This window comes from Bacillus sp. NPDC057893 (assembly GCF_042796455.1).
Lineage (GTDB): Bacteria > Bacillota > Bacilli > Bacillales > Bacillaceae_G > Bacillus_A.
Map to the genome: position 1 here is coordinate 1328588 of NZ_JBHVNG010000001.1, position 23063 is coordinate 1351650.

General features: G+C 37.4%; 18 protein-coding genes. 13 read left to right on the forward strand and 5 right to left on the reverse strand.

All coding sequences use genetic code 11. The annotated features are described in order from the left end of the window. Window positions 1-39 precede the first annotated feature (39 nt). On the reverse strand, window positions 40-189 hold the full coding sequence (locus ACFVQC_RS07150; protein WP_002066466.1) for a YfhD family protein: 150 nt from the start codon (window positions 187-189) through the stop codon (window positions 40-42). Window positions 190-475: 286 nt separating this feature from the next. Here ACFVQC_RS07150 and fabG point away from each other — a divergent pair, with 286 nt between their 5' ends. After that, on the forward strand, window positions 476-1216 hold the full coding sequence (gene fabG, locus ACFVQC_RS07155; protein ID WP_002014354.1) for a 3-oxoacyl-ACP reductase FabG: 741 nt from the start codon (window positions 476-478) through the stop codon (window positions 1214-1216). A gap of 49 nt (window positions 1217-1265) precedes the next feature. On the opposite strand, the gene dhaS is transcribed toward fabG, so the two are convergent. Continuing rightward, the gene (dhaS, locus tag ACFVQC_RS07160; RefSeq protein ID WP_377893701.1) at window positions 1266-2750 is read right to left on the reverse strand and encodes an aldehyde dehydrogenase DhaS; all 1485 of its coding nucleotides are present in this window, start codon (window positions 2748-2750) and stop codon (window positions 1266-1268) included. 272 nt (window positions 2751-3022) lie between these two features. On the opposite strand from dhaS, the gene ACFVQC_RS07165 reads away from it, so the two are divergent. The 6 genes from ACFVQC_RS07165 to ACFVQC_RS07190 all read left to right on the forward strand — a co-directional run bounded on the left by ACFVQC_RS07165 (window position 3023) and on the right by ACFVQC_RS07190 (window position 9530). Next, a complete protein-coding gene (locus ACFVQC_RS07165; RefSeq protein WP_002146375.1) occupies window positions 3023-3301 on the forward strand; it encodes a YhdT family protein in 279 nt (92 codons plus the stop codon). A gap of 3 nt (window positions 3302-3304) precedes the next feature. Beyond that, window positions 3305-4738: a sodium/pantothenate symporter gene (panF, locus tag ACFVQC_RS07170; RefSeq protein WP_377897861.1), complete on the forward strand. Its 1434-nt coding sequence runs from the start codon at window positions 3305-3307 to the stop codon at window positions 4736-4738. A gap of 121 nt (window positions 4739-4859) precedes the next feature. Beyond that, window positions 4860-5792 (forward strand): nucleoside hydrolase, encoded by a 933-nt coding sequence (locus ACFVQC_RS07175; RefSeq protein ID WP_377893697.1) that lies wholly within the window; start codon window positions 4860-4862, stop codon window positions 5790-5792. A gap of 118 nt (window positions 5793-5910) precedes the next feature. Beyond that, window positions 5911-7020 carry a serine hydrolase gene (locus ACFVQC_RS07180; protein WP_264538891.1) on the forward strand — a complete coding sequence of 370 codons (1110 nt, stop codon included), beginning with the start codon at window positions 5911-5913 and terminating at the stop codon, window positions 7018-7020. Between the two features lie 101 nt (window positions 7021-7121). Further along, a complete protein-coding gene (gene argH, locus ACFVQC_RS07185) occupies window positions 7122-8630 on the forward strand; it encodes an argininosuccinate lyase (RefSeq protein ID WP_377897863.1) in 1509 nt (502 codons plus the stop codon). Between the two features lie 66 nt (window positions 8631-8696). After that, window positions 8697-9530, forward strand: coding sequence for a GNAT family N-acetyltransferase (locus tag ACFVQC_RS07190; protein WP_377893694.1), 834 nt, complete (start codon window positions 8697-8699; stop codon window positions 9528-9530). A gap of 35 nt (window positions 9531-9565) precedes the next feature. Here the strand turns inward: ACFVQC_RS07190 and ACFVQC_RS07195 are convergent, their stop codons facing one another. Next, complete coding sequence (locus ACFVQC_RS07195; RefSeq protein WP_377893692.1) at window positions 9566-10315, reverse strand: (S)-benzoin forming benzil reductase; 750 nt, start codon at window positions 10313-10315, stop codon at window positions 9566-9568. A gap of 116 nt (window positions 10316-10431) precedes the next feature. On the opposite strand from ACFVQC_RS07195, the gene ACFVQC_RS07200 reads away from it, so the two are divergent. After that, window positions 10432-17904: a DUF7507 domain-containing protein gene (locus ACFVQC_RS07200; RefSeq protein WP_377897865.1), complete on the forward strand. Its 7473-nt coding sequence runs from the start codon at window positions 10432-10434 to the stop codon at window positions 17902-17904. 52 nt (window positions 17905-17956) lie between these two features. Here the strand turns inward: ACFVQC_RS07200 and ACFVQC_RS07205 are convergent, their stop codons facing one another. Continuing rightward, window positions 17957-18514, reverse strand: a complete 558-nt coding sequence (locus ACFVQC_RS07205) for a CatB-related O-acetyltransferase (RefSeq protein WP_377897867.1) — start codon at window positions 18512-18514, stop codon at window positions 17957-17959. A gap of 152 nt (window positions 18515-18666) precedes the next feature. Between ACFVQC_RS07205 and ACFVQC_RS07210 the strand changes: the two genes are divergently transcribed. The 3 genes from ACFVQC_RS07210 (at window position 18667) to ACFVQC_RS07220 (ending at window position 20109) form a co-directional block, all read left to right on the forward strand. After that, a complete protein-coding gene (locus tag ACFVQC_RS07210; RefSeq protein WP_377893688.1) occupies window positions 18667-19005 on the forward strand; it encodes an ASCH domain-containing protein in 339 nt (112 codons plus the stop codon). A gap of 1 nt (window position 19006) precedes the next feature. Then, window positions 19007-19402 carry an NUDIX hydrolase gene (locus ACFVQC_RS07215; protein ID WP_002146385.1) on the forward strand — a complete coding sequence of 132 codons (396 nt, stop codon included), beginning with the start codon at window positions 19007-19009 and terminating at the stop codon, window positions 19400-19402. An 86-nt stretch (window positions 19403-19488) separates the two neighbouring features. Then, window positions 19489-20109: an acetate uptake transporter gene (locus ACFVQC_RS07220; protein WP_000070943.1), complete on the forward strand. Its 621-nt coding sequence runs from the start codon at window positions 19489-19491 to the stop codon at window positions 20107-20109. Window positions 20110-20180: 71 nt separating this feature from the next. On the opposite strand, the gene ACFVQC_RS07225 is transcribed toward ACFVQC_RS07220, so the two are convergent. Beyond that, window positions 20181-21278, reverse strand: a complete 1098-nt coding sequence (locus ACFVQC_RS07225; protein WP_377893685.1) for a phosphodiester glycosidase family protein — start codon at window positions 21276-21278, stop codon at window positions 20181-20183. 315 nt (window positions 21279-21593) lie between these two features. On the opposite strand from ACFVQC_RS07225, the gene ACFVQC_RS07230 reads away from it, so the two are divergent. After that, window positions 21594-22037, forward strand: a complete 444-nt coding sequence (locus ACFVQC_RS07230; protein ID WP_001062757.1) for a flavodoxin — start codon at window positions 21594-21596, stop codon at window positions 22035-22037. A gap of 16 nt (window positions 22038-22053) precedes the next feature. After that, window positions 22054-22953, forward strand: coding sequence for a WD40/YVTN/BNR-like repeat-containing protein (locus ACFVQC_RS07235; RefSeq protein WP_377893684.1), 900 nt, complete (start codon window positions 22054-22056; stop codon window positions 22951-22953). Window positions 22954-23063: the final 110 nt, after the last annotated feature.

Here is a 23063-nt window from a genome sequence, read left to right on the forward strand (position 1 = left end):
TAGGTCCCTGTTGAAAAGAATAAGGAACGTTGTAGTGCCTTATTTTTCTGTTGATTGGCGTTTTTGACGTGCATCAGCGGCATTTGCACGTGCGTTTGCTTCTAAGTCATTGTGGTCAGCGAGTTCGCGAGCGAACTCAACATCAATGCCATCGGCAGCTTTGTTTCGATTTACATTCTTTTTTTTCATTCGACACAATCTCCTTGTGTTTTATCCCGCATAAACGGTTAGTAAAACTCCCACCTCAAAATTCAGATGGAACAAAGAAGCTAGGTGGGAGATTAACTGCCCGTAAATGCCCGATTGGTGAGGGCTAATAATCAGTAGGGGATGAACAAAATCCCCACTGATTAAAGTTTCACTTTATGCGGCGTTGCAAAGTTAGTTTGACACAAATAGACTTTTTTATACAAAGAGGATTTGGAAAGCATAGAGCCGAAATATACAATATAAGTAATAGAAATGGGGGATAGAGATGGAATTGTTGAATGGGAAAACAGCTGTTGTAACGGGTGCTGCGCAGGGGATTGGAAAAGAAATCGCACGAGTTTTTGCAAAACTAGGGGCCAAAGTATTAATTAGTGATGTAAATGAAGAGAAGCTACAAGAAACGACACGTGAATTATCAGATGAAGGGTATGATGTGAGTTTATATCGATGTGATGTGAGTAATCAAAATGAAGCGAAGTCGTTAATTGAATATGCGGTGCAAAAATTTGGTACATTACATATTTTAGTGAATAACGCTGGGATTACAAAAGATGCAATGTTACATAAGATGGAGAAGTCTGCTTGGGAACAAGTATTACAAGTGAACTTGACTGGCGTTTTTTATTGTATGCAGCCAGCACTTCTTTATATGAGACAACAACAGTATGGACGGATTATTAACATTTCTTCTATTAGTAGGGAAGGAAATATTGGACAAGCAAATTATGCGGCTACAAAGGCAGGGGTTGTAGGCTTAACAAAAACAGCAGCGAAAGAAGTTGGAAGTTTTGGTATTACGTGTAATGCGATTTGTCCAGGGTTTATGGATACTGATATGACAAAAACAATACCGGATAAAGTAAAAGAAAAAATGGTTGGAGCGATTCCAGTTGGGAGAATCGGAACACCAGAAGATATTGCAAACGCAGCTGCCTTTTTAGCATCAGAGTATGCGTCTTACATTACAGGAGAGGTATTAAATGTGAGCGGCGGGTTGCAAGTGTAAGTGAATACATAATGAAAAGAACCTGACCGAGTAGGTCAGGTTCTTTTCATTAATTTAAGTTAATCCAAACGCTCTTCACTTCTGTATAGTTGTTCAGCGCGTAAGATCCCATTTCGCGGCCAAGACCAGATTGTTTAAACCCTCCAAATGGAGATGCTGCATCAAAGACGTTATAACAGTTTACCCATACTGTACCTGCACGTACTTTGCTTGCAATATAATGTGCGGTTTTTACGTTTTCTGTCCATACACCAGCCGCTAAGCCGAATTGTGATTTATTCGCACGATCAATTACTTCATCAATATCGTTAAACGGTAATGCGGAAATAACTGGACCGAAAATTTCTTCTTTAGCGATTGTCATCTCATCATTTACATCAGCGAATACTGTAGGAGAAACGAAGTAACCTTGGTCGAATGGTTTGTTTCCTCCGCAAAGTACTTCAGCACCTTCTGCAATTCCTTTTTCAATATAACCCATTACACGTTTTTGTTGTTCTTCGGAAACGAGAGGTCCGATTGTAGTTTCTGGATTTAGACCAGCGCCTTGAGTTAATTTTTTTGAATATAGAACGAGATCAGCCATGACATTATCGTACATTTTCTTCGGAATAAATAAGCGTGACCCAGCACAGCACACTTGTCCTTGGTTAAACATAACACCAGAAAGCGCAGCTGGAATCGCTCGAGATAAGTCAGCGTCTGGTAAAATAATGTTTGGCGACTTACCACCAAGTTCTAATGTAACGCGTTTTAACGATTCAGATGCTTGTCTCATAATTTGTTTGCCGACTGGAGTAGAACCTGTAAATGCAATTTTATCTACGAGTGGATGATTAACGAGAGCTTGTCCAGCTGTTTCACCGAATCCAGGAACGATGTTAACAACGCCTTTCGGGAATCCAGCTTCTTCAATTAATTCAGCTAAGTATAGAGCGGATAGTGGAGTTTGTTCTGCAGGTTTTAAAACGATTGTACATCCTGTTGCAAGGGCTGCTCCCATTTTCCACATTGCCATAAGAAGTGGGAAGTTCCATGGGATAATTTGACCGACAACACCAACAGCTTCATGACGTGTATAGTTAAAATATTCACCAGAAACAGGGATTGTTTGTCCAACGATTTTTGTAGCCCATCCAGCATAATAGCGCATATGTTCAATTGCAAGAGGAACGTCTGCTGCTAAAGTTTCGCGGATTGGTTTTCCATTATCTAAAGTTTCGAGCTGTGCCAGCTCTTCTTTATGCTCTTCCATTAAATCAGCGAGCTTGTACATAAGACGGCTGCGTTCAGCAGTGCTCATGCGTGACCAAGGACCTTCATCGAAAGCCATTCGAGCAGCTACAACAGCTTTATGAATGTCTTCGCGACCAGCTTCAGCAACGATAGCGAGTGTTTCACCGGTTGCCGGGTTAGGAGTTTTGAATGTTTTTCCGGAAGCGCTTTCGATGAACGCTCCGTTCACATATAGTTTCTTTGTGCCTTGAAGAAATTTCTCTACTTTTTCATGAAGATTTACAGCTAGTTGACTCATTGTATAACCCCCTTGAAAATATAATTTAAACGCAGTACGAGACGGCGTTTATTCCGAAATCAAGGATGTGGGAACTAGATGAAAAGCCTCTACTTAAAATCATAAATAACAAATGCTGAAAATTCAAATTTCATTTTCATTACAATTGTAAAAAATATGTAATGAAACATTGTATTCTATATAATTACAAAAAATCCTGCGCGTTTTTGTTTTCTAGTAGGAAAAACTAGAAAAACAGTGGTACAATTATACATCGTGAGAGGAGGGAGAGAATGAAGAATTATCATGATGATCCGCGCTTTCGAGTTGCCCATAGAGAAGCGTTAATTGGTCTTGGATTAGCTATTATTAATTTTATAATATGGTATGGATTTGCTTATGGGCTTGGAAGTAAGGATCCGAGTGAATATACATATGTATTAGGTTTTCCAGCATGGTTTTTTTATAGCTGTATCGTTGGATTTATCGTAATGGTTATTTTGCTTATTTTAGTTGTTCGTTTTTTATTTCAAGATATTTCACTCGAAGAGGAAGAAAAAAGTGAGGAATGATAGATGAATTGGTATGTAATAATCCCAATGATAATTTCTTTTATCATTGTGTTTTTAATTGGTGTATATGCATCAAGACGTGTACAAGCAACCGCTAATAATAAATTTTTACAAGAATATTTTCTTGGTGGGCGTGAACTAGGTGGCTTATTATTAGCTATGACGATGATTGCTACGTACGGTAGTGCAAGTAGCTTTATCGGCGGGCCTGGTATTGCTTACAATATGGGTCTTGGATGGGTGCTGTTATCAGCGATTCAAGTTGTCACAGGATATATCGTTTTAACGGTTATCGGTAAAAAGTTTGCTATTATCGCTAGGAAAATGGAAGCAATTACGCTTATTGATTATTTAAAGGGTAGATACAATAATAAAGCGGTAGTTGTTCTTTCTGCGTTATGTATTATAATCTTTTTGTTCTCAGCAACAGTAGCCCAGTGGGTTGGCGGTGGACGATTAATTGAGTCGCTAACAGGACTTTCCTACACAACGGCACTATTTTTATTTACATTTTCTGTACTTGTGTATGTGTTAATTGGTGGATTTCGTGCAGTCGCTTTATCAGATACGTTATTAGGAATCATTATGTTAGTCGGCACAACAATCATTTTAATTGCTACTGTCATTGCTGGTGGCGGAGTTGAAAAGATTATGCAGGAACTTATTCAAATTAATCCGAATTTAATAACACCGTTCGGAGCGGATGGAAGTTTAACGAAATCATATGTCACATCATTTTGGATTTTAATTGGAATTGGTGTCGTTGGATTACCGCAAATTAGTGTGCGTGCTATGTCTTATAAAAATTCAAAAGCTATGCACCAAGCATTAATCATTGGAACGGTTGTCGTCGGTACAATTATGATTGGTATGCATTTAACAGGTGTGTTTGCAAGAGTAGTCCTTCCAGGCATAACGGTACCAGATAAAGTAATGCCGCTACTCGCGATGGAAGTGTTGCCACCTTGGTTAGCTGGAGTTTTCTTAGCTGCACCAATGGCAGCGATAATGTCTACTGTGAACTCATTATTATTACTTGTAAGTTCGTCAATTATTAAAGATATATATGTGAACTACATAAATAAAGATGCCGCGGATAGTACGATAAAGAAAGGTAGCCTATGGATTACTGGTATCGTAGGATTACTCGTATATGCTGCCGCTATTAAGCCACCAGACTTTTTAATTTGGTTAAATTTATTTTCTTTCGGTGGTTTAGAAGCAGCGTTCATTTGGCCGATTGTACTAGGTTTATATTGGAGAAAGGGAAATGCAACTGGAGCTCTTGCATCTATTCTAGTTGGAGTAGGCTCCTATATGTTAATTCATCTTTGCTTCCCTAATCCATTTGGTATACATACAGTTGTTTTCCCGATTTGCTTGGCGTTTATCGCTTACATCATTGGAAGTATGAGTGTTGTGAAAAAAACAGTATAAGTTAGAAGAAAAACGTAGTCCATATAGGACTACGTTTTTCGTATGAATTTGTTCTTTTCTATTCTGTATATCCATGGCTATTCATAAATTAATAACAACTGAGGGGATGGAGTTGAGGTCGATGAAAAAAGTGTTGTTTTTGGGAGACCCGGGAATTGATGACTCTTTAGCAATAATGTATGGATTGTTGCATCCTGATATTGATATCGTTGGAGTCGTAACTGGATATGGGAATGTAACGCAGGAAAAGGCGACAAGTAACGCAGCGTATTTGCTGCAACTGGCAGGACGGGAAGATATACCTGTTATTAATGGGGCCAAAATACCTTTTTCTGGGGAATTTGTGACGTATTATCCAGAGATTCACGGCGCAGATGGCTTAGGACCTATTAAACCCCCAAAAGCTTTTTCACCAAATATAAAACCCTTTTGTGCATTTTTCGATATTCTTGAAAAATATAAAGGAGAATTAATTATTGTTGATGCCGGCAGATCAACAACATTAGCGACGGCATTTATTTTAGAAAAACCGATGATGAAGTATGTGAAAGAATATTATATAATGGGCGGTGCATTTTTAATGCCAGGCAATGTTACACCAGTCGCAGAGGCGAATTTTCATGGTGATCCTATTGCGTCACATTTAGTTATGCAAAATGCTAAAAATGTGACATTAGTGCCGCTTAACGTTACATCTGAAGCTCTTATTACGCCAGAGATGGTAAAATATATTACGAAACATTCTAAAACGAGTTTTAATAAATTAATTGAACCAATTTTCACGTATTATTATAAAGCTTATAAAAAGTTAAATCCGAAAATAACAGGAAGTCCAGTACATGACGTTGTAACAATGATGGTCGCGGCGAATCCATCTCTTTTAGATTACGTGTATCGTCGTGTGGATGTAGATACGCTTGGAATTGCAAAAGGAGAAAGTATTGCTGATTTTCGTCCTCAGCCTGATTCGAAGGCATTGAAAAATTGGGTGAGAATCGGTTGGTCATTACATTATAAAAAATTTCTTGAGGATTTTGTGAAAATTATGACGTAGACATAATAGGAGCATACAAGTTAAAATAATGGAGATGGTTATGTAAATAACCATCTCCATTATTTTATTTTTTAAAAGATAAAGAGAGAAGAGTTACACAATAGGAGAGGAATTTTACTTGAAAAAAACTATAGTATGCGCAGTGATTGTGGGTATTTTTGTTTTACTAATATCGGGTAACTTTTTAGTGAAAAAGGTGTGGAGTTCAAATAATGATGATGCGCAGTATATAGCATCTTTTATTGAAGAACATAAAGATGAAAAAAATAGTGCGCTTCTAGTAAAAAGAAATGATAAAGTTGTGTATTCTGTAAATCCAAATGTTGTATTGCCAGTTGCTAGTACGATGAAGTTAATTGTGGCGCTTGAATATACGAAACAAGTTACAGAGGGGAAAATTGATCCGTCTAGTTTCGTTTCAATTAATGATGTGAATCGTTATTATGTACCGAATACAGATGGTGGCGCACAAGATAGATGGCAAAATTATTTACAGAAAACCGGGAAGTTAACTGAAGGAGCAGTTTCTTTAGAAGAAGTTGCAAAAGGGATGGTTAAGTTCAGTTCAAATGCAAATACTGAATATTTAATGGAAGTATTAGGGCTAGATAACATTAATCGAAATTTACAAAGCTTAGCACTACCTGCACACCAACCACTATTTCCGATTGTTTCATCTTTATATATTCCAGGATATTTGCATAAAGAATTACATGTTCCAAAATATAAAATAGAGAAAAAGTTAAAAGAAATGTCTCAAGAGCAATATCGTGAATATGCTATGATTATTCATGAACGCTTGAAAAAGAAGGGGCCATTATTACAGAAGGAAATTCCTCTTTATTTAGAGGAACGATACGATAAAATTTGGTCGGATAGATTGCCTGCTGCTTCCGCAAACGATTATATGGTACTGCTTCAAAAGGCAAATCATAAAGGTGGCCTTACAGAAGCTGAAGAAAAAGTGTGGGCGAATATCGTTGAAACAGATATGACTGCAAAGAAATATCGTAAAACATTCAGACATGCTGGACAAAAGAATGGCTATACACAATGGACGGTAACTAAAGCAGTTTATGCAATGGATAAACGCGGAAACTGTACGGAAATTGTTTTCTTAGCAAATAATTTAAATGAAGATGACAGTGCTGAAATACGTAAACATTTAGCAAATTTACACTTCCAAGTATTGCAAAGTGATAAGTATGATGCGACTTTTATTAAATAAACTCGGTGCTATGAGCGCCGAGTTTATTTTTATGTACAAGCACTTTTTCACCATCCCTGGGTATGATGGGTAGTAACACTTAGGCGAAAGGGGAAAAGGTGATGAAACAGAGTAAAGAAGAGTTTATTAAGAATGAAGGCGCTGATTTCCCTGGGAAAACATATGTAGATTGTGTATTACAGCATGTATTTGATTTTCAGCGTAATTATTTATTAAAAGATATGTTTCAAGTGCATAGGGCACATATTACTATGTTAACTGAAGAAAAGTTAATGAAAAGAGAAGAAGCGAAAGTTATATTAACCGCACTTAAAAAAGTAGAGGGGATTCCAAAGGAGAAGTTGCTATATACAGAGCAACATGAAGATCTTTTTTTCTTAGTTGAACATTTGCTTTCTCAAGAAGCAAAGTGTGAATTTGTAAGTAATATGCATATCGGTAGAAGTAGAAATGATATGGGTGTAACGATGTATCGCATGAGTTTACGGCAATTTGTATTGCGGTTAATGGAACATCATTTATTGCTGCAAGAAAGTATGCTGGAGCTCGCCGGTGAACATATGGAAACAATTATGCCCGCGTATACACATACACAACCGGCGCAGCCGACAACATTTGGTCATTATGTTTTGGCAATTTACGATACGATGCAACGAGATTTAGAAAGAATGAAAAAAGCGTATCATCTTTTAAATCATTCTCCAATGGGGGCAGCTGCCCTTTCTACAACAAGCTTCCCAATTAAGAGAAAACGAGTTGCGCAGTTACTTGGGTTTACAAATGTAATTGAGAACTCATATGATGCTGTCGCTGGGGCGGATTATTTATTAGAAGTTAGTTCGTTGCTAATGGTTATTATGACGAACACGAGTAGATGGATTCATGATTTTTTACTATTAGCGACGAAAGAATATGATGGGATTACTGTAGCGAAGCCATATGTGCAAATAAGTAGCATTATGCCACAAAAACGAAATCCTGTTTCAATTGAACATGCCCGCGCTATTACGAGTAGTGCTTTAGGGGAAGCCTTTACTGTATTTCAAATGATTCATAATACACCATTTGGCGATATTGTCGATACGGAGGATGACTTGCAGCCGTATTTATATAAAGGAATTGAAAAGGCGATTCGTGTTTTTTCTATTATGAACGCGGTCATTCGAACGATGAAAGTAGAAGAAGAAACGTTAAAAAGTCGTTCCTACAAACATGCAATAACGATAACTGATTTTGCAGATGTTTTAACAAAAAACTATGAAATTCCATTTCGGCATGCACATCATGCAGCAAGTACGATTGCGAATATGTCATTGGAGCAGAAAAAGGAGTTACATGAATTAAATTTCAAAGACATAAATGTATACTTACAAGAAAATTTGAAAGTAAATTTATTAGAAGAAGAGTGGAAAGAAATTATATCACCAGAAGCTTTTATTCAAAAAAGAAATGTATACGGCGGACCGAGTAAAAAAGAGATGGAGCGTATGATTAATAAACGTAAAGAATCGTTTCGAAAAGAAGAAGAGCTATTTGAGAAGGAAAAGAAGAGAGTTTTGCATGCTGAAAATGATTTGAACACATTAGTTTCAAATATTATTGAATCGTAAAAGAAGGATTTAATGAATTAATCGCCAATACTTAATTAAAATATAAATCGAGGGAAGAGATTGTCGATGATTCAATTACACGTATATGAAGAGATTCTTCATTTTAAAGAAGATGTTACACCATTTTTAGAAAAGAACGAGCAGGAAAATAATCTATTATTAGGTGTATTACAAGTGGCTCAAGAACCGATATTTATGGGTGTAGCGAAACGAGGAGAAGAAATTACAGTTGTATTTCTTCAAACAGAAGAGAAGATACAAATGATTGTTGCAAATTCTGAAATTTCGGAAGTAGATATAGTGAAACTTGCAAAAGAGTTAACGAAAGTATATCCAGATATTCCTGGATTAATCGGTAATAAGAAAAATGTACAGAAATTAGCGGAAGAGGTTGCGGTGTTAGAAAATAAGAAAACTAATGTTGTAATGGAACAAGGTGTGTATGCATTACAACAAGTTAAGAAAAAGTGGAACGAGGAGGGGATTTTTCGAGAAATAAATAGTGATGAGCTACCATTAATAGAAAAATGGATATATCAATTTTGCGAAGACGTGAAGCTCCCAACTACGAAAGAAGAAGCGAAACAAACCGCACATACATTAATCACTAATAATCGTCTGTTTGGTCTAGAAGTGGATGGTAAGCTCGTTTCTGTAGCTGCAAAAACGAGACCGACTACAAATAATATAACAGTCAATTTTGTATATACACCGAAAGAAGCACGAAAAAAAGGGTACGCATCTAATTGTGTGGCGGCACTCAGTCAACGTATGTTAGATGAAGGCTACAAAACAACTACACTATATACTGATCTAGCAAATCCAACATCTAATAAAATTTATCAAGAAATTGGTTATGAACAAATTGCGGAGTCTGTCCTCATATTTTTAGAGAAGTAGAATAAAAAGGCGTGCTATTTTAGCACACCTTTTTATTATTCATCAATTCTAATAACCTCGCCTTGCGGAAAGTCTGCAGTTTCTAGTAAGTTACGAATAGCTTTCGCAACATATTCAGGTGACAGTAGTTTTCCTTCTTCTTTTAATGCGGTGAATCGTTCTAAGTTAATAAAGTCTTCCTTATTTGTTTCACGAATTTGTGCTTGCATATTTGTATCAACAACACCTGGCGCAAAAGCGACGATTTTTACAGGGTGTTCTTTTTCCGCTTCTTCAGTAGCGACGCACTGGGTAAACATATTTACACCGGCTTTCGTTGTACAATAAGCACCCCAGCCAAAGTAAGGATTTTTTCCTGCACCAGATGAAATGTTTATAACACGTTTATCTACTTTCCAGCCTTTCGTATGTTTCATGAAAGTGGATGTAAGAATCATAGGTGCGATTAAATTAATTTGAACGTTCGTAATCAATAGTTCGCTTTCTGACTTTTCAATGGGCTTTATTGGTGCAACTGTGCCCGCATTATTAATTAAATGAATAGATGAGACAGTGCCTTCGTCAATAGAAGAAAGAATGTCATTAAAATGAATTTCTAAATTATGTACATCTTTAAGGTCTACGGAATGGAAAATACAATTGCTGCTGTTTTGCTCTGCGAGTTTTGTAAGCTCTTTATTTTCTCTTCTAGAAATAGAGATGACCGTTGTGTTTTCTTCTAACAATTGCGTGGCAATTGCCTCACCTAAACCTTGTGAAGTTCCTGTTACGATAACGTAGCGCATAGTTTTATAAACCCCTCTCGTATGTGCGGAATTTTGTTGGACAACGTACACTCTATAGTTTGTCTACATTTTATAGTATAGAGCACTTTTTACTATAAATGAAATGAGATGATTATGTGCCTTTTATGAATCGCTTTACAACGACAGTAACTGGTGCCGTCACGTTCACTGGGAACACGTTGGGACTCAGTCCTACATCTCCTGCACCAGGCAATAACTTCGGTACGATTGATGTATTTACTACAGTAAATACATCGCTTCAAGTGCCAGGGTTCCCAGCAGGAACGACAAATGATTGGCCATTAAATTCTTCAAGTGCAATTTTAAACCTTCCAGCAGGGAGTAGTGTTTTATACGCAGAACTAGTGTGGGCTGGCACATACAGGACTGATACTGAGGATGTTACTGCATTTTTAAATGATAATATTTCGTTTACAACACCAGCAGGAACATTTTCAGTTGCACCAGATCCTGCAACTGCTCAACAAGGATCAGTTGGGAATCAGTTTTATTACGTTAGATCTGCCAATGTAACAAACTTTGTTAATGGAGGAGGAGCGGGGACATATACAACTGGGAGTGTTCCTGCTGCGAGAACTGCTGCCAATTCAACTATTAGTCGATCGGTAGGCTGGACACTTGAGGTAGTTTATCAAAATGCGAGTTTACCACTTCGAAATTTATCAGTGTATGCAGGTCAAGAAATCATCGATGCTTCATCGCCACCAGTTGATGCTATTATTTCAGGTTTTGCAACGCCGTCTACGGGGACAGTTACAGGAAGAGTACTTGTAACTGCTCAAGAAGGTGATTCTAACATTGTTGGAGATCAACTTCGTTTTGGGCCGAACGCGAATGCTACAGTTGCATTATTCGGGCCGAGAAATCCCGCAAATAATTTCTTTCAATCACAAATTTGTAATGACAATGGGAATTTAGATACGAGCGGCACGTTTGGGAATTTGAATCAGCCGTTAGGGGCAGCCTTGGCTGTCAGAAGACAAGGGTGGGATATTACGAATGTAGATGCTTCATCATCATTAGTAAATAATCAAACGTCAGCGACAGTTCGCTTCATTACAAATGGAGATGGGTATGCAGCGGCTGGTTTTGGTGTTCAAATAGATGCGACGGGGCCAATTATAAATCCTGTTAAATCGGTTGATAAAACAGTTGCAGCGGTTGGAGATATTCTCACCTATACGATTACCGTTCCGAATACAGGGACGGGAAGTGCAGATAACGTTGTATTACAAGACAGTATTCCGAATGGAACGACATTTATAGCCGGCAGTGTGACAGTAGGAGGAGTAACGCAGCCGAGTGCGAATCCAGCTAGTGGAATAAATTTAGGTACAATCCCAAATAACGCTCAAAGAATTGTTACATTTCAAGTGAGAGTTACGTCATTCCCAAATCCAAATCCAATTTCCAACCGTGCAATGGTATCTTACCAATTCCGTCCTTTCGTCGGAAGTCCTCCTATCACAAGTACAGCTTCTTCAAATACAGTACAGACGACGGTAAACCGTGCAAATCTAAGTTTGCAAAAATCTGTAGATCTACAGACGGCAACACTTAATGACGTACTAACCTACACAGTGAATGTCACGAACAATGGGAATGTCGCTGCAAATAATGTTATTTTTGTTGATAGTATACCTGCTGGAACAACGTTTGTAACAAATAGTGTTACGGTAAATGGAGTGGCGCGTCCAGGAGCGAATCCAGCAAGTAGTATTAATCTTGGAAGCATTAATGCTTCGCAAACGACTGTAGTGCGCTTTCAAGTTCGAGTGACATCTAATCCTCTTGTAAATCCAATTCCGAACCGTGCAAGTGCAACGTTTAACTTTATTCCGGTTCCTGGTCAACAACCAGTTTCAGGCCAAGCGACGAGTAATACAGTATTTACTACAATAAATATAGCTGATATAAGAACGAGAAAAACAGTAGATAGAGCTTTTGCGACAGTTAATGACGTTCTTACGTATACCGTTACAATTGAAAATACAGGAAATGTACTGGCGATGAACGTTATTTTTCAAGATCCAATCCCAATTGGAACGACTTTTATACCAAATAGTGTAACTGTTGATGGAGTTTCGCAACCTGGGGCAAATCCAGCGACTGGGTTTACAGTAGCGAATATATCTCCAGGTGGAAGTAGAACGGTGACTTTTCAAGTACGAGTTACATCTACCCCATCAGGAGGTACGATTGCGAATCGCGGTAATGTATCTGCTAATTTCGTCGTTATTCCGAATCAACCGCCAGTAACGATTAATAGGCAAACGAATACCGTTGTAACACAAGTTAATACAGGTGGTTTAAATGTAATAAAAGAAGTAAATACAGCTCAAGCGGCAGTAGGTGATACTTTAACATACACGATTGCCGTCCAAAATACAGGTAACGTTCCGTTAACAAACGTATTTTTCCAAGACACTACTTCTTCAGCGGTTTCTTTCGTTGCAAACTCTGTAACAATTAATGGAACACCACAAAGTGGACTAAATCCAAATTCAGGATTTACTCTTCCGAATATCCCTGCGGCTCAGACAGTTGTAGTTACATTTGAAGTATTAATTGAGCAGGATCCGCCAAATGAAGATATTTTAAATAGTGCAACTGTATCCGCAAGTTTTCAAGTGAATCCGAGTGAACCACCAGTTACGATTACTGTTCCGAGTAACGTCGTGAATACGACAGTACAAACAGGGAGCTTTGAAGTTATAAAATCTGTGAATACGAGTGTTGCAACTGTAGGAGATATTTTAATATATACAATCGAAATAATAAATGCAGGTAGTGTACCAGCTACAAATGTATTTTTCCAAGATTCAATTCCACAAGGGACGTTATTTATTGAAAATAGTGTATTGGTTAATGGTGTTTTACAGGAAGGGGCAGATCCAGAACTTGGATTTACATTAAATAATTTACCTACTGGTGCGAGTGTAATTGTTACGTTTGAAGTATTAATTGATTCAATTCCACAAGGAAATAATGTTGTAAATAATGCGAATGTCACTGGAGATTTTCTTGTAAATCCAACAGAACCACCAATTACTGTGACGGTACCAAGTAATACCGTAATGACAGTCGTAAATTCTGCAGGATTAAATGTGATGAAAATTGTAAATGCAAGTGAAGCAGGTGTAGGAGATACGTTAACGTATACAGTTACTATACAAAATAGCGGCACGGTAGTAGCGACAAATGTATCATTTCTCGATCCGATACCAGCTGGTACAACATTCGTAGCAAATAGTGTAACGATTAACGGAACCCCGCAACCAGGATCAGATCCGACTATTGGTTTTCCGCTTGCTAATATTCCGGTTGGATCGATGGTAACAGTCATTTTTCAAGTGTTGGTAACAAGTGTACCGACGAATAGAGTACTTCCGAATAATGCAAATGTCACTGCTGATTTTCAAGTAAGCCCTCTGCAGCCACCGATTACAATTGTAACGATTAGTAATATCGTTGTGACACGAGTAAATGTAGGAGCAATTAATGTAATAAAAAGTGTAAATACGCCGCAAGCAGGTGTAGGAGACACGTTAACGTATACGATTCTTATTCAAAATACAGGAACTGTTCCTGCAACAAATATCATTTTTCAAGATCCAATCCCATCTGGAGCTACATTTGTAGCGAATAGTGTAACGATAAATGGAGTTGTTCAGCAAGGTGCAGACCCTATAGCAGGTTTTCCGGTTACAAATATTCCAGTCGGGCAAACCGCTACGATTACGTTTCAAGTTACAGTGACGAGTGTTCCAAGTGGAGGGAATATAAGAAATCAATCGAACGTTACTGCAAGTTTCCTTATAAATCCGGCAGGACCTCCTATAACGACTGTTACGAATAGTAATTTTGTAGTGACACAAGTAAATACAGCGCAGTTAAATATACAAAAATCTTCATCTGTACAACAAGCAGCACTTGGAGAAACTTACACGTATTCTGTTGTCATTCGAAATAACGGAACAGTTACAGCAACGAATGTTTCCTTCATTGATACAGTTGCTCCAGAAACAACATTTGTCGCAAATAGTGTAACGATAAATGGAACTTCTCAACCTGGATTTGATCCAAATGTAGGTTTTGCGCTTCCTAATATTGCAGCTGGGGCACCATTGACAGTAACGTTCCAAGTTACAGTTGTTGCACCGTCTACACGCGGAGCTGTTTTGAATACAGCATCTGCTACAGCCACTTTCTTATTAAATCCTTTACAACCACCTGTAACAACGACAAATTCAAGTAATACGACGGTAGTTACAATACCATTACCACCTCCTGGTGAGGTGACAGCAACAAAAACAGTAAATGTTGCCGCTGGAGCTGTTGGCGATGTATTAACGTATACAGTGCTAATAACGAATGTAGGAATTATTCCTGTTACAGATGTGTTCTTCCAAGATGTAATTCCAGAAGGAACGACATTTGTTGCAAATAGTGTAACGATAGGTGGAATACAGCAACCAGGTGTAAATCCAGAAATAGGATTTACAGTTACGCCGTTATTAATTGCTGGTGGAAGTATTACGGTAACGTTCCAAGTGACGATTACAGAGATTCCAGATAATGAAGTCATACTAAACGATGCTGACGTTACATTTACTTCACAACCAAATCCGCAGGAACCACCTATTACGCAAACGATATTAACGAATTTAGTCGTTACGACGATTAATATAGCGTCTATTTTTCCGTTAAAACTAGTAGATAAAGGGTCAGCAACGGTTGGGGAAATATTAACCTACGATGTACTAATTTTTAACTTTGGAACAGTGCCGGCAACGAATGTTCAATTTCTTGATTCTAGTACGAGTGGTGTAGCATTTGTTCCAGGAAGTGTGAGTATAAACGGAATACCAGAACCTGGATTCAATCCGTTCCTAGGCTTTACAGTTCCAGATATACCTGTAGGTGATTTTGTACTTGTCACATATCAAGAGATGGTAACGAGCATACCCCAAGGTGGAACAGTTGTTAATTTTGTGGATGTTACGGCTACATTTGCTGTAAGTGAAACAGAGCTGCCTATTACTGAAACGACGACAAGTAACACGACATTAACTGAAATAAATGAATCTGGTTTGAATGTTTTAAAATCAGTAAGTCAGCCGGTTGTTGCAGTAGGCGATACAATCACATATACAACAGTAGTTCAAAATACAGGGACAGTGATAGCGACGAATGTTCAATATAGTGATGTATTACCTTCCTCTATAACATTCGTACCAAACAGTGTAACGATAGACGGTGTGTTACAACCTGGGTTCAATCCTAATAATGGATTCCCACTTCCAGATATAAATCCAGGGGGAAGTGTAGAAGTCACATTCCAAGTAACTGTTGTCAGCGTTCCATCAAATGGAACGATTGCCAATACGGCAAATGTTACTGGAAGCTTTATATTAGTACCAGGAGAACCACCGGTTATAGTAAATCAGCCAAGTAATACAACACTCACAACTGTAAATAGAGGGCGCTTTAATGTTATTAAACAAGTAAATAGAGCTGCTACCCTAGTTGGAGATGTATTAACGTATACAGTGCAAATAACGAATACAGGAACAGTAACAGCTAACAATGTTCAGTTTATTGATACGATTTCAGCAGGAGCATCATTTGTACTAAATAGTGTCACGGTAAATGGAGCCCCGCAACCAAACTTAAATCCGATTACTGGATTTGGAGTTGGAGATATACTCGTTGGCGAAACTGTTATAGTGACGTTTCAAGCGACAGTTACAACCATCCCTTCATCAGGAACAATTACGAACGTTGCAAATATAACGGGAAGCTTTATTTTAGTGCCAGGAGAACCACCAGTTATAGTAAATCAGCCAAGTAATACGACAATAACGAGGGTAAATAGAGGGCGCTTCAATATAATAAAAACAGTAAATAAACAAGCAACGCGATTAGGAGATACGTTAACGTATAGTGTGCAGGTTACAAATACGGGAACGGTAACTGCGACAAATGTTCAGTTTATTGACGTTCCATCGCCTAGTTTAGAATTCGTTCCAGGAAGTGTACAAATAAATGGGATCCCGCAAGTAGGTTTAGATCCTTTTGTAGGTTTTTCATTACCGGATTTTGCAGTAGGTAATAGCGTATTAATTACATTTGAAGTAAATGTAATCGCAATACCACCTTCTAATAGTATTATGAATTCGGCGAGTGTAACTGGTGATTTTGTATTGATTCCAGGAGAACCTCCGTTTACAATTACGAATTCAAGTAATACGACAGTCACACCAGTAAATAGAGGCAGTTTAGATATGCTGAAAGAAGTAGATCATTCAATTGTTGGAGTAGGAGAAACGGTAACGTACCGTGTTCGCATATTAAATACTGGTACGGCTGATGCGATGAATGTTCAATTTATTGATGTGCTATCTCCGGAAGCTGCTTTTGTACCAAATAGTGTAACAATTAATGGAGTTCCGCAGCCGGGGTTAAATCCACAGGCCGGATTTACGATACCAGATATCCCAGTCGGTGAAACGGTGATTGTAACATATGAAGCTACGATTACAAGTTTTCCAGATGGTGGTACAGTAGTGAACGTTGCTGGGGCTTTAGCAGAATATATTTTAGTACCAGGAGAGCCGCCGATTACAGTGATGGACACGAGTAATACAGTTATTGTGACAGTAAATACTGCAATCTTATTTGTTGCAAAAGGAGCGAATTTTGAAGTAGCAATGGTAGGAGATGTTGTCACTTACGGAATTGCCGTTATAAATGATAGTACAGTTCCTGTGACGAATATTGTTTTAACAGATATCATTGATCCAAATACGTTATTTATAAATGGCACGGTAACGGTAAATGATGTACCTCTTCCATTTGCCAATCCAAATATTGGTATCCCGCTAGGTGATTTTCAGCCAAATGATGCGGCAATTATTAATTTCCAAGTTGTAATAACAGGAGGACAAATAAATAATTTAGTTACAAATACTGCTACAGCGACTGGACTCGCAACTGTAAATCCGAATGAGCCGCCTGTAGTAGTTGAAGGCGATAGCAATACAGTTGTTATCCCGTTTATCCCTCAAAATGTTTCAACGACAGTTGTAAAAACGGCAGATCTTCAAACAGCAACAATTGGAGATGTCATTACGTTTACGACAGTCATTACAAATACAGGTGATACTGTCATGCAAAATATTCGTTTTCAAGACATGTTAGATAGTAGTGTTCGATTTATCGCTGGAAGCGTAATAGTCGATAGTGTTCCATTACGAAATGTAAGTCCAGTATCGGGGTTTCTTATAGGGAGTTTAAATCCGGGTGAAGCGCGGACAGTTTCGTTTCAAGTAGCAGTTCAGAGCGCACCAAGTGGTTCAGGGAATTATATTAATCAAGCGAGTATCCGCTTCGAACATCAAGTAGGTACAGTATTGCCACCTGTTACACAAATAATAGATAGTAACATAGTTGTCATTCCATTTGTTCCAACGATAGAACAAATTTGCGAAACGAACTTTAATTGCTTAGATAAAATTCCATTTCAATGTTCTCCATGTAATCACTTGCAAATAAATAAAAAATAAATACAAAAAGAGCATCTTGTAAGAATAGGATGCTCTTTTTTATGTGTATCAATCATGTAGATTCTTTTTCGGGTGAGGTGAAAAATTCGTTGGTTTTGTTGGAGAGTAGAAATGGAATAGCTCCTTTTATGACAGAAATATCCCAGTCCCACCATGCAAGTTTTTCTAGTTTTTCAATGGTTTCTTGTGGGAAACGATATCGAACTAGTTTGGCAGGGTTCCCAGCCACAATTGCATATGGAGGTACGTCTTTTGTAACAACACTCTTCGCACCAATAATGGCCCCGTTACCAATTGTAACTCCAGATAAAATACAGGATTGATAACCAATCCATACATCGTTATCGACTACGATATCACCTTTTGACGAAGGGTGACCAGTAATATGTGCTCCTTCATCGAAAAGAGCATTAAATGGGTAAGTCGTTATCCAATCAGCGCGATGTTCACCGCCAAGTATGAAAACGATTTCTTCTGCTAATGAACAAAACTTGCCTATTTTTAATTTTGTTTCATCATTCCACGAAAAAATAGTAGGGCCTACTTTGCTATAGGTATAATCACCAATATCATATTGGGCGTATTCAGGTTTTTGATTTAAATATAACATGATTAATTTAGCATCCTTTCTGTAGCAAGTAATGGATATGGAACAGTATATGCAAGTTGGAAGGAAGGTGGATATTCTTGCAAGAGAAAAAACATGCAAGTTCTCGTACAATATAGGCTGTATGTTAAACTAATTATAAGGAGGGGGAAAATATGAGACACCAAATGGGGCTATATAACGGACCTTTTCAATCAATTTGTTCGGGTAAAAAAGTATATGAAGTTAGATTGTATGATAAAAAGCGTCAACAAATAAAACAAGGTGATGAAATTGTATTTACTAACCTTGTGACGGCAGAAATAATTGTTGTAAAGGTAACAGAGGTAAGGCGATACGAGAGCTTTAAAGAAATGTATGAACAAATTGATGGGAAATTGTTTGATTGTGAAAATGTTAGTTTAGAGGAAAAGTTAGAAAGTACATACAAAATATATACGAAAGAACAAGAGCAAGAGTGGGGAACAGTTGCAATTGGCATTAAGGTAAAATAATATGAGAAGAAATCGCGGTGCAGCCATAATTATACAGGATGGTAAAATCGCTCTTATAAAACGTGTTCGAGAAGGTGAGGTATATTTTGTTTTTCCGGGCGGGGGAATTGGAGAAGGAGAAACACCTGAAGAAGCAACGAAGCGAGAGGTTTACGAAGAATTAGGGGTACATATACAAATGGGGCACCTTATTGCAACGGTGGAGTATAACGGTACCGAGTATTATTATGATGCCCATATTATAGATGGAATTTTTGGAAGTGGTAAAGGTGAGGAATTCAAACGGAAAGATAGAGGCAGCTATATTCCTTTATGGATGCCGGTAAATGAATTGGAAAATGTAAATATAAAACCTTATGAAGTGGTTGGAAGTATCTTCGATTATTATATAAGATAAGGTCTGACAACATACAAAAAAAACCATTGACATAGCCTTCTGATTTAAGTATTGTATTCGAGTATGTTTATAATCAGGAGGTTTATATGAGCAATCAAACTACTACACATCATGTGAAAATGACAACAGCAGATCCATCTGGAATCGGTCTATTTGGATTAGCGATGGTAACACTTGTAGCATCATCTCAAAAGTTAGGCTTAACAGATGGCGTTTCACTTGTATTACCATGGGCAATCTTTTTAGGAGGATTTGCACAAATCTTTGCATGCATTCACGATGCAAAGCATAACAATACGTTCGGTACAACAGCATTTGGTGCGTACGGCCTATTTTGGTTAGGTGTTGGAATGACTTGGTTAATTCAACTTGGAGTATTTGGCGAAAAATTAGCCCAAACTGCAGATTCAAAACAGCTTGGTGTAGCCTTTATCGGATACTTGATTTTCACGATCTTTATGACAATTGGTGCAATGGAAACACATAAAGTATTATTTATGATTTTCGTCCTTATTGATTTCTTATTTATCGGTCTTTCATTAAGTACTTTAGGTGTTATGCCGCACGCAATGCATAATTTAGCAGCGTATTCTGAACTATGTATTTCATTATTATCTTTCTATGGTTCAGCAGCAGCCGTGTTAAATACACACTTCGGAAAAGTTGTATTACCAGTTGGAAAACCATTTGGTATTTTTAAAAAGTAATAAAAAAGAACGGATGATTGTATAGTCATCTGTTCTTTTTTATTTATTTATTTATTTATTTATTTATTTATTTATTTATTGATAGCTACAGCAGTAGATCCTGTCATTTCGGAAATCTTTTGAGAGCTTGCGGGGTTGCCGTCTATTGTTACATGAACTTGTTGCTTAGGGTTCGCGGTAACAACCCAGGCGTTTGGTAAATAGCGTGATTTATGAGATAAGGTTGAAGGGATGTTTAAAATGTCTCCCATTGCGTACAATGTCGCTGACGAGCCCCCGTCCATTGCCATTGCATTTATGGCCCCTTTTTCATAAAGAATATCTTGGCAGTCTCTTAAAGAAGCTCCGATACTATGAGGCTGTCTTCCATCAATGATGAAAAACATAATTGATCCATCTTTTTTCTGAGCCATAATACTTCGGGGACCATAGCCCCATCCGCCATCATTTGTAATCATTTTTTCGCCATTTACAATTAGTTGAGGCATAAAGCCAGCAGCGGAAACGACATTCTTATTTAACAGTTGATTAGCAGAAAACTCTCCTGAAACCATTTGTCCGTATTTTGTAAGTCCACTGACGAGAGTAGGGGTATTAATGTCTTGCGGTGTGTTTATGACCTTCCCGTTTTCCATAACAATACCGATGCCTGTTTTACCACCACCATGCCCCGTTTCATCCCAGAACCCACTAGCATTTACAGCAGCAAGTGCATGGTTTCGTTTTGCCATGACATATATTTTTTCCCCAACGTCTTTTCCTTGTGAACCTTGTTGTGTAACGAGCTTTACATTTAATGGATTACTAATAGTCATTAATTTACCTTCGAAAAAATGGTCGTTATATTTTTTCTTAACTGTTTCAATTGAAACAGTTAGTGGTAAATTTTTCTTTCGCTCTAATTCTTGTTTTGAAAGTTTTGTATTGGCAAACTCGCTATTTTTCCACTTTGGATTTGTAATGGATTGAGAAATATCATTTAACTCGTTATCAGACAGTAATGTAATTTTTGCGTATTGCGGATGTTGAGACGTTAAAATACTTTCCGCTGCGATGACACGTAAATTATGGCCGTATGAAGTGCCAAATAGAATAATGGCACCCACTGTTAATAATAGTGCTGTCAAAAGGGATGATATTTTTAAAAGTCTAATAAAAATTTTTTTCATTATAAAGACTCCTCTTTTTGTAAAATCGAAATTGTTTGTTACCTGAAAAAAATGAAATGTGTAAATGGCCTTTCGCATTATATATGCAACATATTAAATGTGAAAGGATGTATATACAATAAGTTGAGAAACTAGATTTGGCAATAGATGAATATGAATGTTAATACTCAAAATGAAAAAGTAATAGTCAGATGTACGATTTCTTTTAACATAAATGAAAAGGATATAAATCGGATGAAAATAATAATTGAAATTGATTCTCATTATTAATATAATGAGAATGAGAATCATTTATTGTAAGAGGGGGATGCCAAAGTGGCGAAAATTTTAATAGCGTATGCAAGTATGTCAGGGAATACAGAGAGTATTGCTGATTTAATTAAAGTAAGTTTAGATGCCTTTGATCATGAAGTAGTATTGCAAGAGATGGAAGGTATGGATGCTGAAGAATTATTAGCTTATGATGGAATCATTTTAGGATCTTATACGTGGGGTGATGGTGAATTACCATTTGAAGCGGAAGATTTCCATGATGAGTTAGAAAATATAGATTTAACGGGTAAAAAAGTGGCTGTTTTTGGATCAGGTGATACGGCGTATGAACTGTTTTGTGAAGCGGTAACGATATTTGAAGAACGTCTTGTAAAATGCGGGGCAGAACTCGTACAAGAAGGATTGAAAATTGAATTAGCTCCAGAAGATAAAGAAGACGTTGAAAAATGCAGTGATTTTGCAATTGCTTTTGCCGAGAAGTTCTAGGAATGGGAGTGTCAACGTGGAAACAATGTTAAGTGCAACTGCTATTACAAAGTTAAGAGATGGAAAGCTTTTGTTAGCTACTACATATAATGGTTTATTCATTGAAAAAGATGGAGAATGGAAACAGGTTTTAACTGGTTTCCAAAAACGAATTCGAGATTTACATAGTGAAGGTAACGTAGTTTACGGAGTAGGAGACGAAGGAGTTTTTATTCGTAGTATGAATGGTGGAGAAACGTGGACGATCCAGCGCTTTCCAACGAAAGCAACGAGCTGGAATGTATGTAGTAATGAGAATGGAACAGTAATTGCTCATGGAGATAAAACACTGTATCATTCTAATAATTTTGGTGCCACATGGGAGACTATTCAGCCATTTCTTAATTACGGTAGTGAGGCACCATCTATTCGATCATTATTTTTATATAAACATTACTTATTTATCGGTACGAAAATACATACTAAATATGGTGGTGTTTGGCTTTTTGATTTAGAGAAACGTAAATTAAAAAGAATTAAAATAGCGATGAATCAGATGATTTCTGCGTTGACTATACATAATTCCTATTTAGTAGCGGCAAGTGGATCTTGCAGGGGAATTAGCGGGAATATTGCTTTTTGTAGAATAGATGAGAGTGTCGAAAGTGATAAAATATGTTGGCATACATGTCAAAGTGAACAAAAAGCTAGTAGCTATTTAGACTTAAGTGTAGATCAACATGTGTTATATACAACGTCAGCGCAAAATAAGGCGGGGATTAGCAATGTTTGCCGTGTGCTTCTTGAAGAAGGAATTGTTACAGTATGTGATTCGGTTAAAGGGCATGGTTGGCGCATTGTTAATGAAAAAGAAGGCTATGTTGTAGCTGGATCGGGTGAATTAAAAGCGATGCAGTGGAAGAAAAAAGCTGTATAGCTTTAAAAAAACTTTGCTTTTATTATATTGATATGATATAGTTACTTTAAACCATTTTACTTTTAATAATATAGAGATTTAAATGAGCTGTAACTTCCGAGGAGGATAGC

Coding starts and splice junctions, on each gene's coding strand:
- ACFVQC_RS07150 (WP_002066466.1), bottom strand. CDS start 189: ATGAAAAAAAAGAATGTAAATCGAAACAAAGCTGCCGATGGCATTGAT.
- fabG (WP_002014354.1), top strand. CDS start 476: ATGGAATTGTTGAATGGGAAAACAGCTGTTGTAACGGGTGCTGCGCAG.
- dhaS (WP_377893701.1), bottom strand. CDS start 2,750: ATGAGTCAACTAGCTGTAAATCTTCATGAAAAAGTAGAGAAATTTCTT.
- ACFVQC_RS07165 (WP_002146375.1), top strand. CDS start 3,023: ATGAAGAATTATCATGATGATCCGCGCTTTCGAGTTGCCCATAGAGAA.
- panF (WP_377897861.1), top strand. CDS start 3,305: ATGAATTGGTATGTAATAATCCCAATGATAATTTCTTTTATCATTGTG.
- ACFVQC_RS07175 (WP_377893697.1), top strand. CDS start 4,860: ATGAAAAAAGTGTTGTTTTTGGGAGACCCGGGAATTGATGACTCTTTA.
- argH (WP_377897863.1), top strand. CDS start 7,122: ATGAAACAGAGTAAAGAAGAGTTTATTAAGAATGAAGGCGCTGATTTC.
- ACFVQC_RS07190 (WP_377893694.1), top strand. CDS start 8,697: ATGATTCAATTACACGTATATGAAGAGATTCTTCATTTTAAAGAAGAT.
- ACFVQC_RS07195 (WP_377893692.1), bottom strand. CDS start 10,315: ATGCGCTACGTTATCGTAACAGGAACTTCACAAGGTTTAGGTGAGGCA.
- ACFVQC_RS07205 (WP_377897867.1), bottom strand. CDS start 18,514: ATGTTATATTTAAATCAAAAACCTGAATACGCCCAATATGATATTGGT.
- ACFVQC_RS07210 (WP_377893688.1), top strand. CDS start 18,667: ATGAGACACCAAATGGGGCTATATAACGGACCTTTTCAATCAATTTGT.
- ACFVQC_RS07215 (WP_002146385.1), top strand. CDS start 19,007: ATGAGAAGAAATCGCGGTGCAGCCATAATTATACAGGATGGTAAAATC.
- ACFVQC_RS07220 (WP_000070943.1), top strand. CDS start 19,489: ATGAGCAATCAAACTACTACACATCATGTGAAAATGACAACAGCAGAT.
- ACFVQC_RS07225 (WP_377893685.1), bottom strand. CDS start 21,278: ATGAAAAAAATTTTTATTAGACTTTTAAAAATATCATCCCTTTTGACA.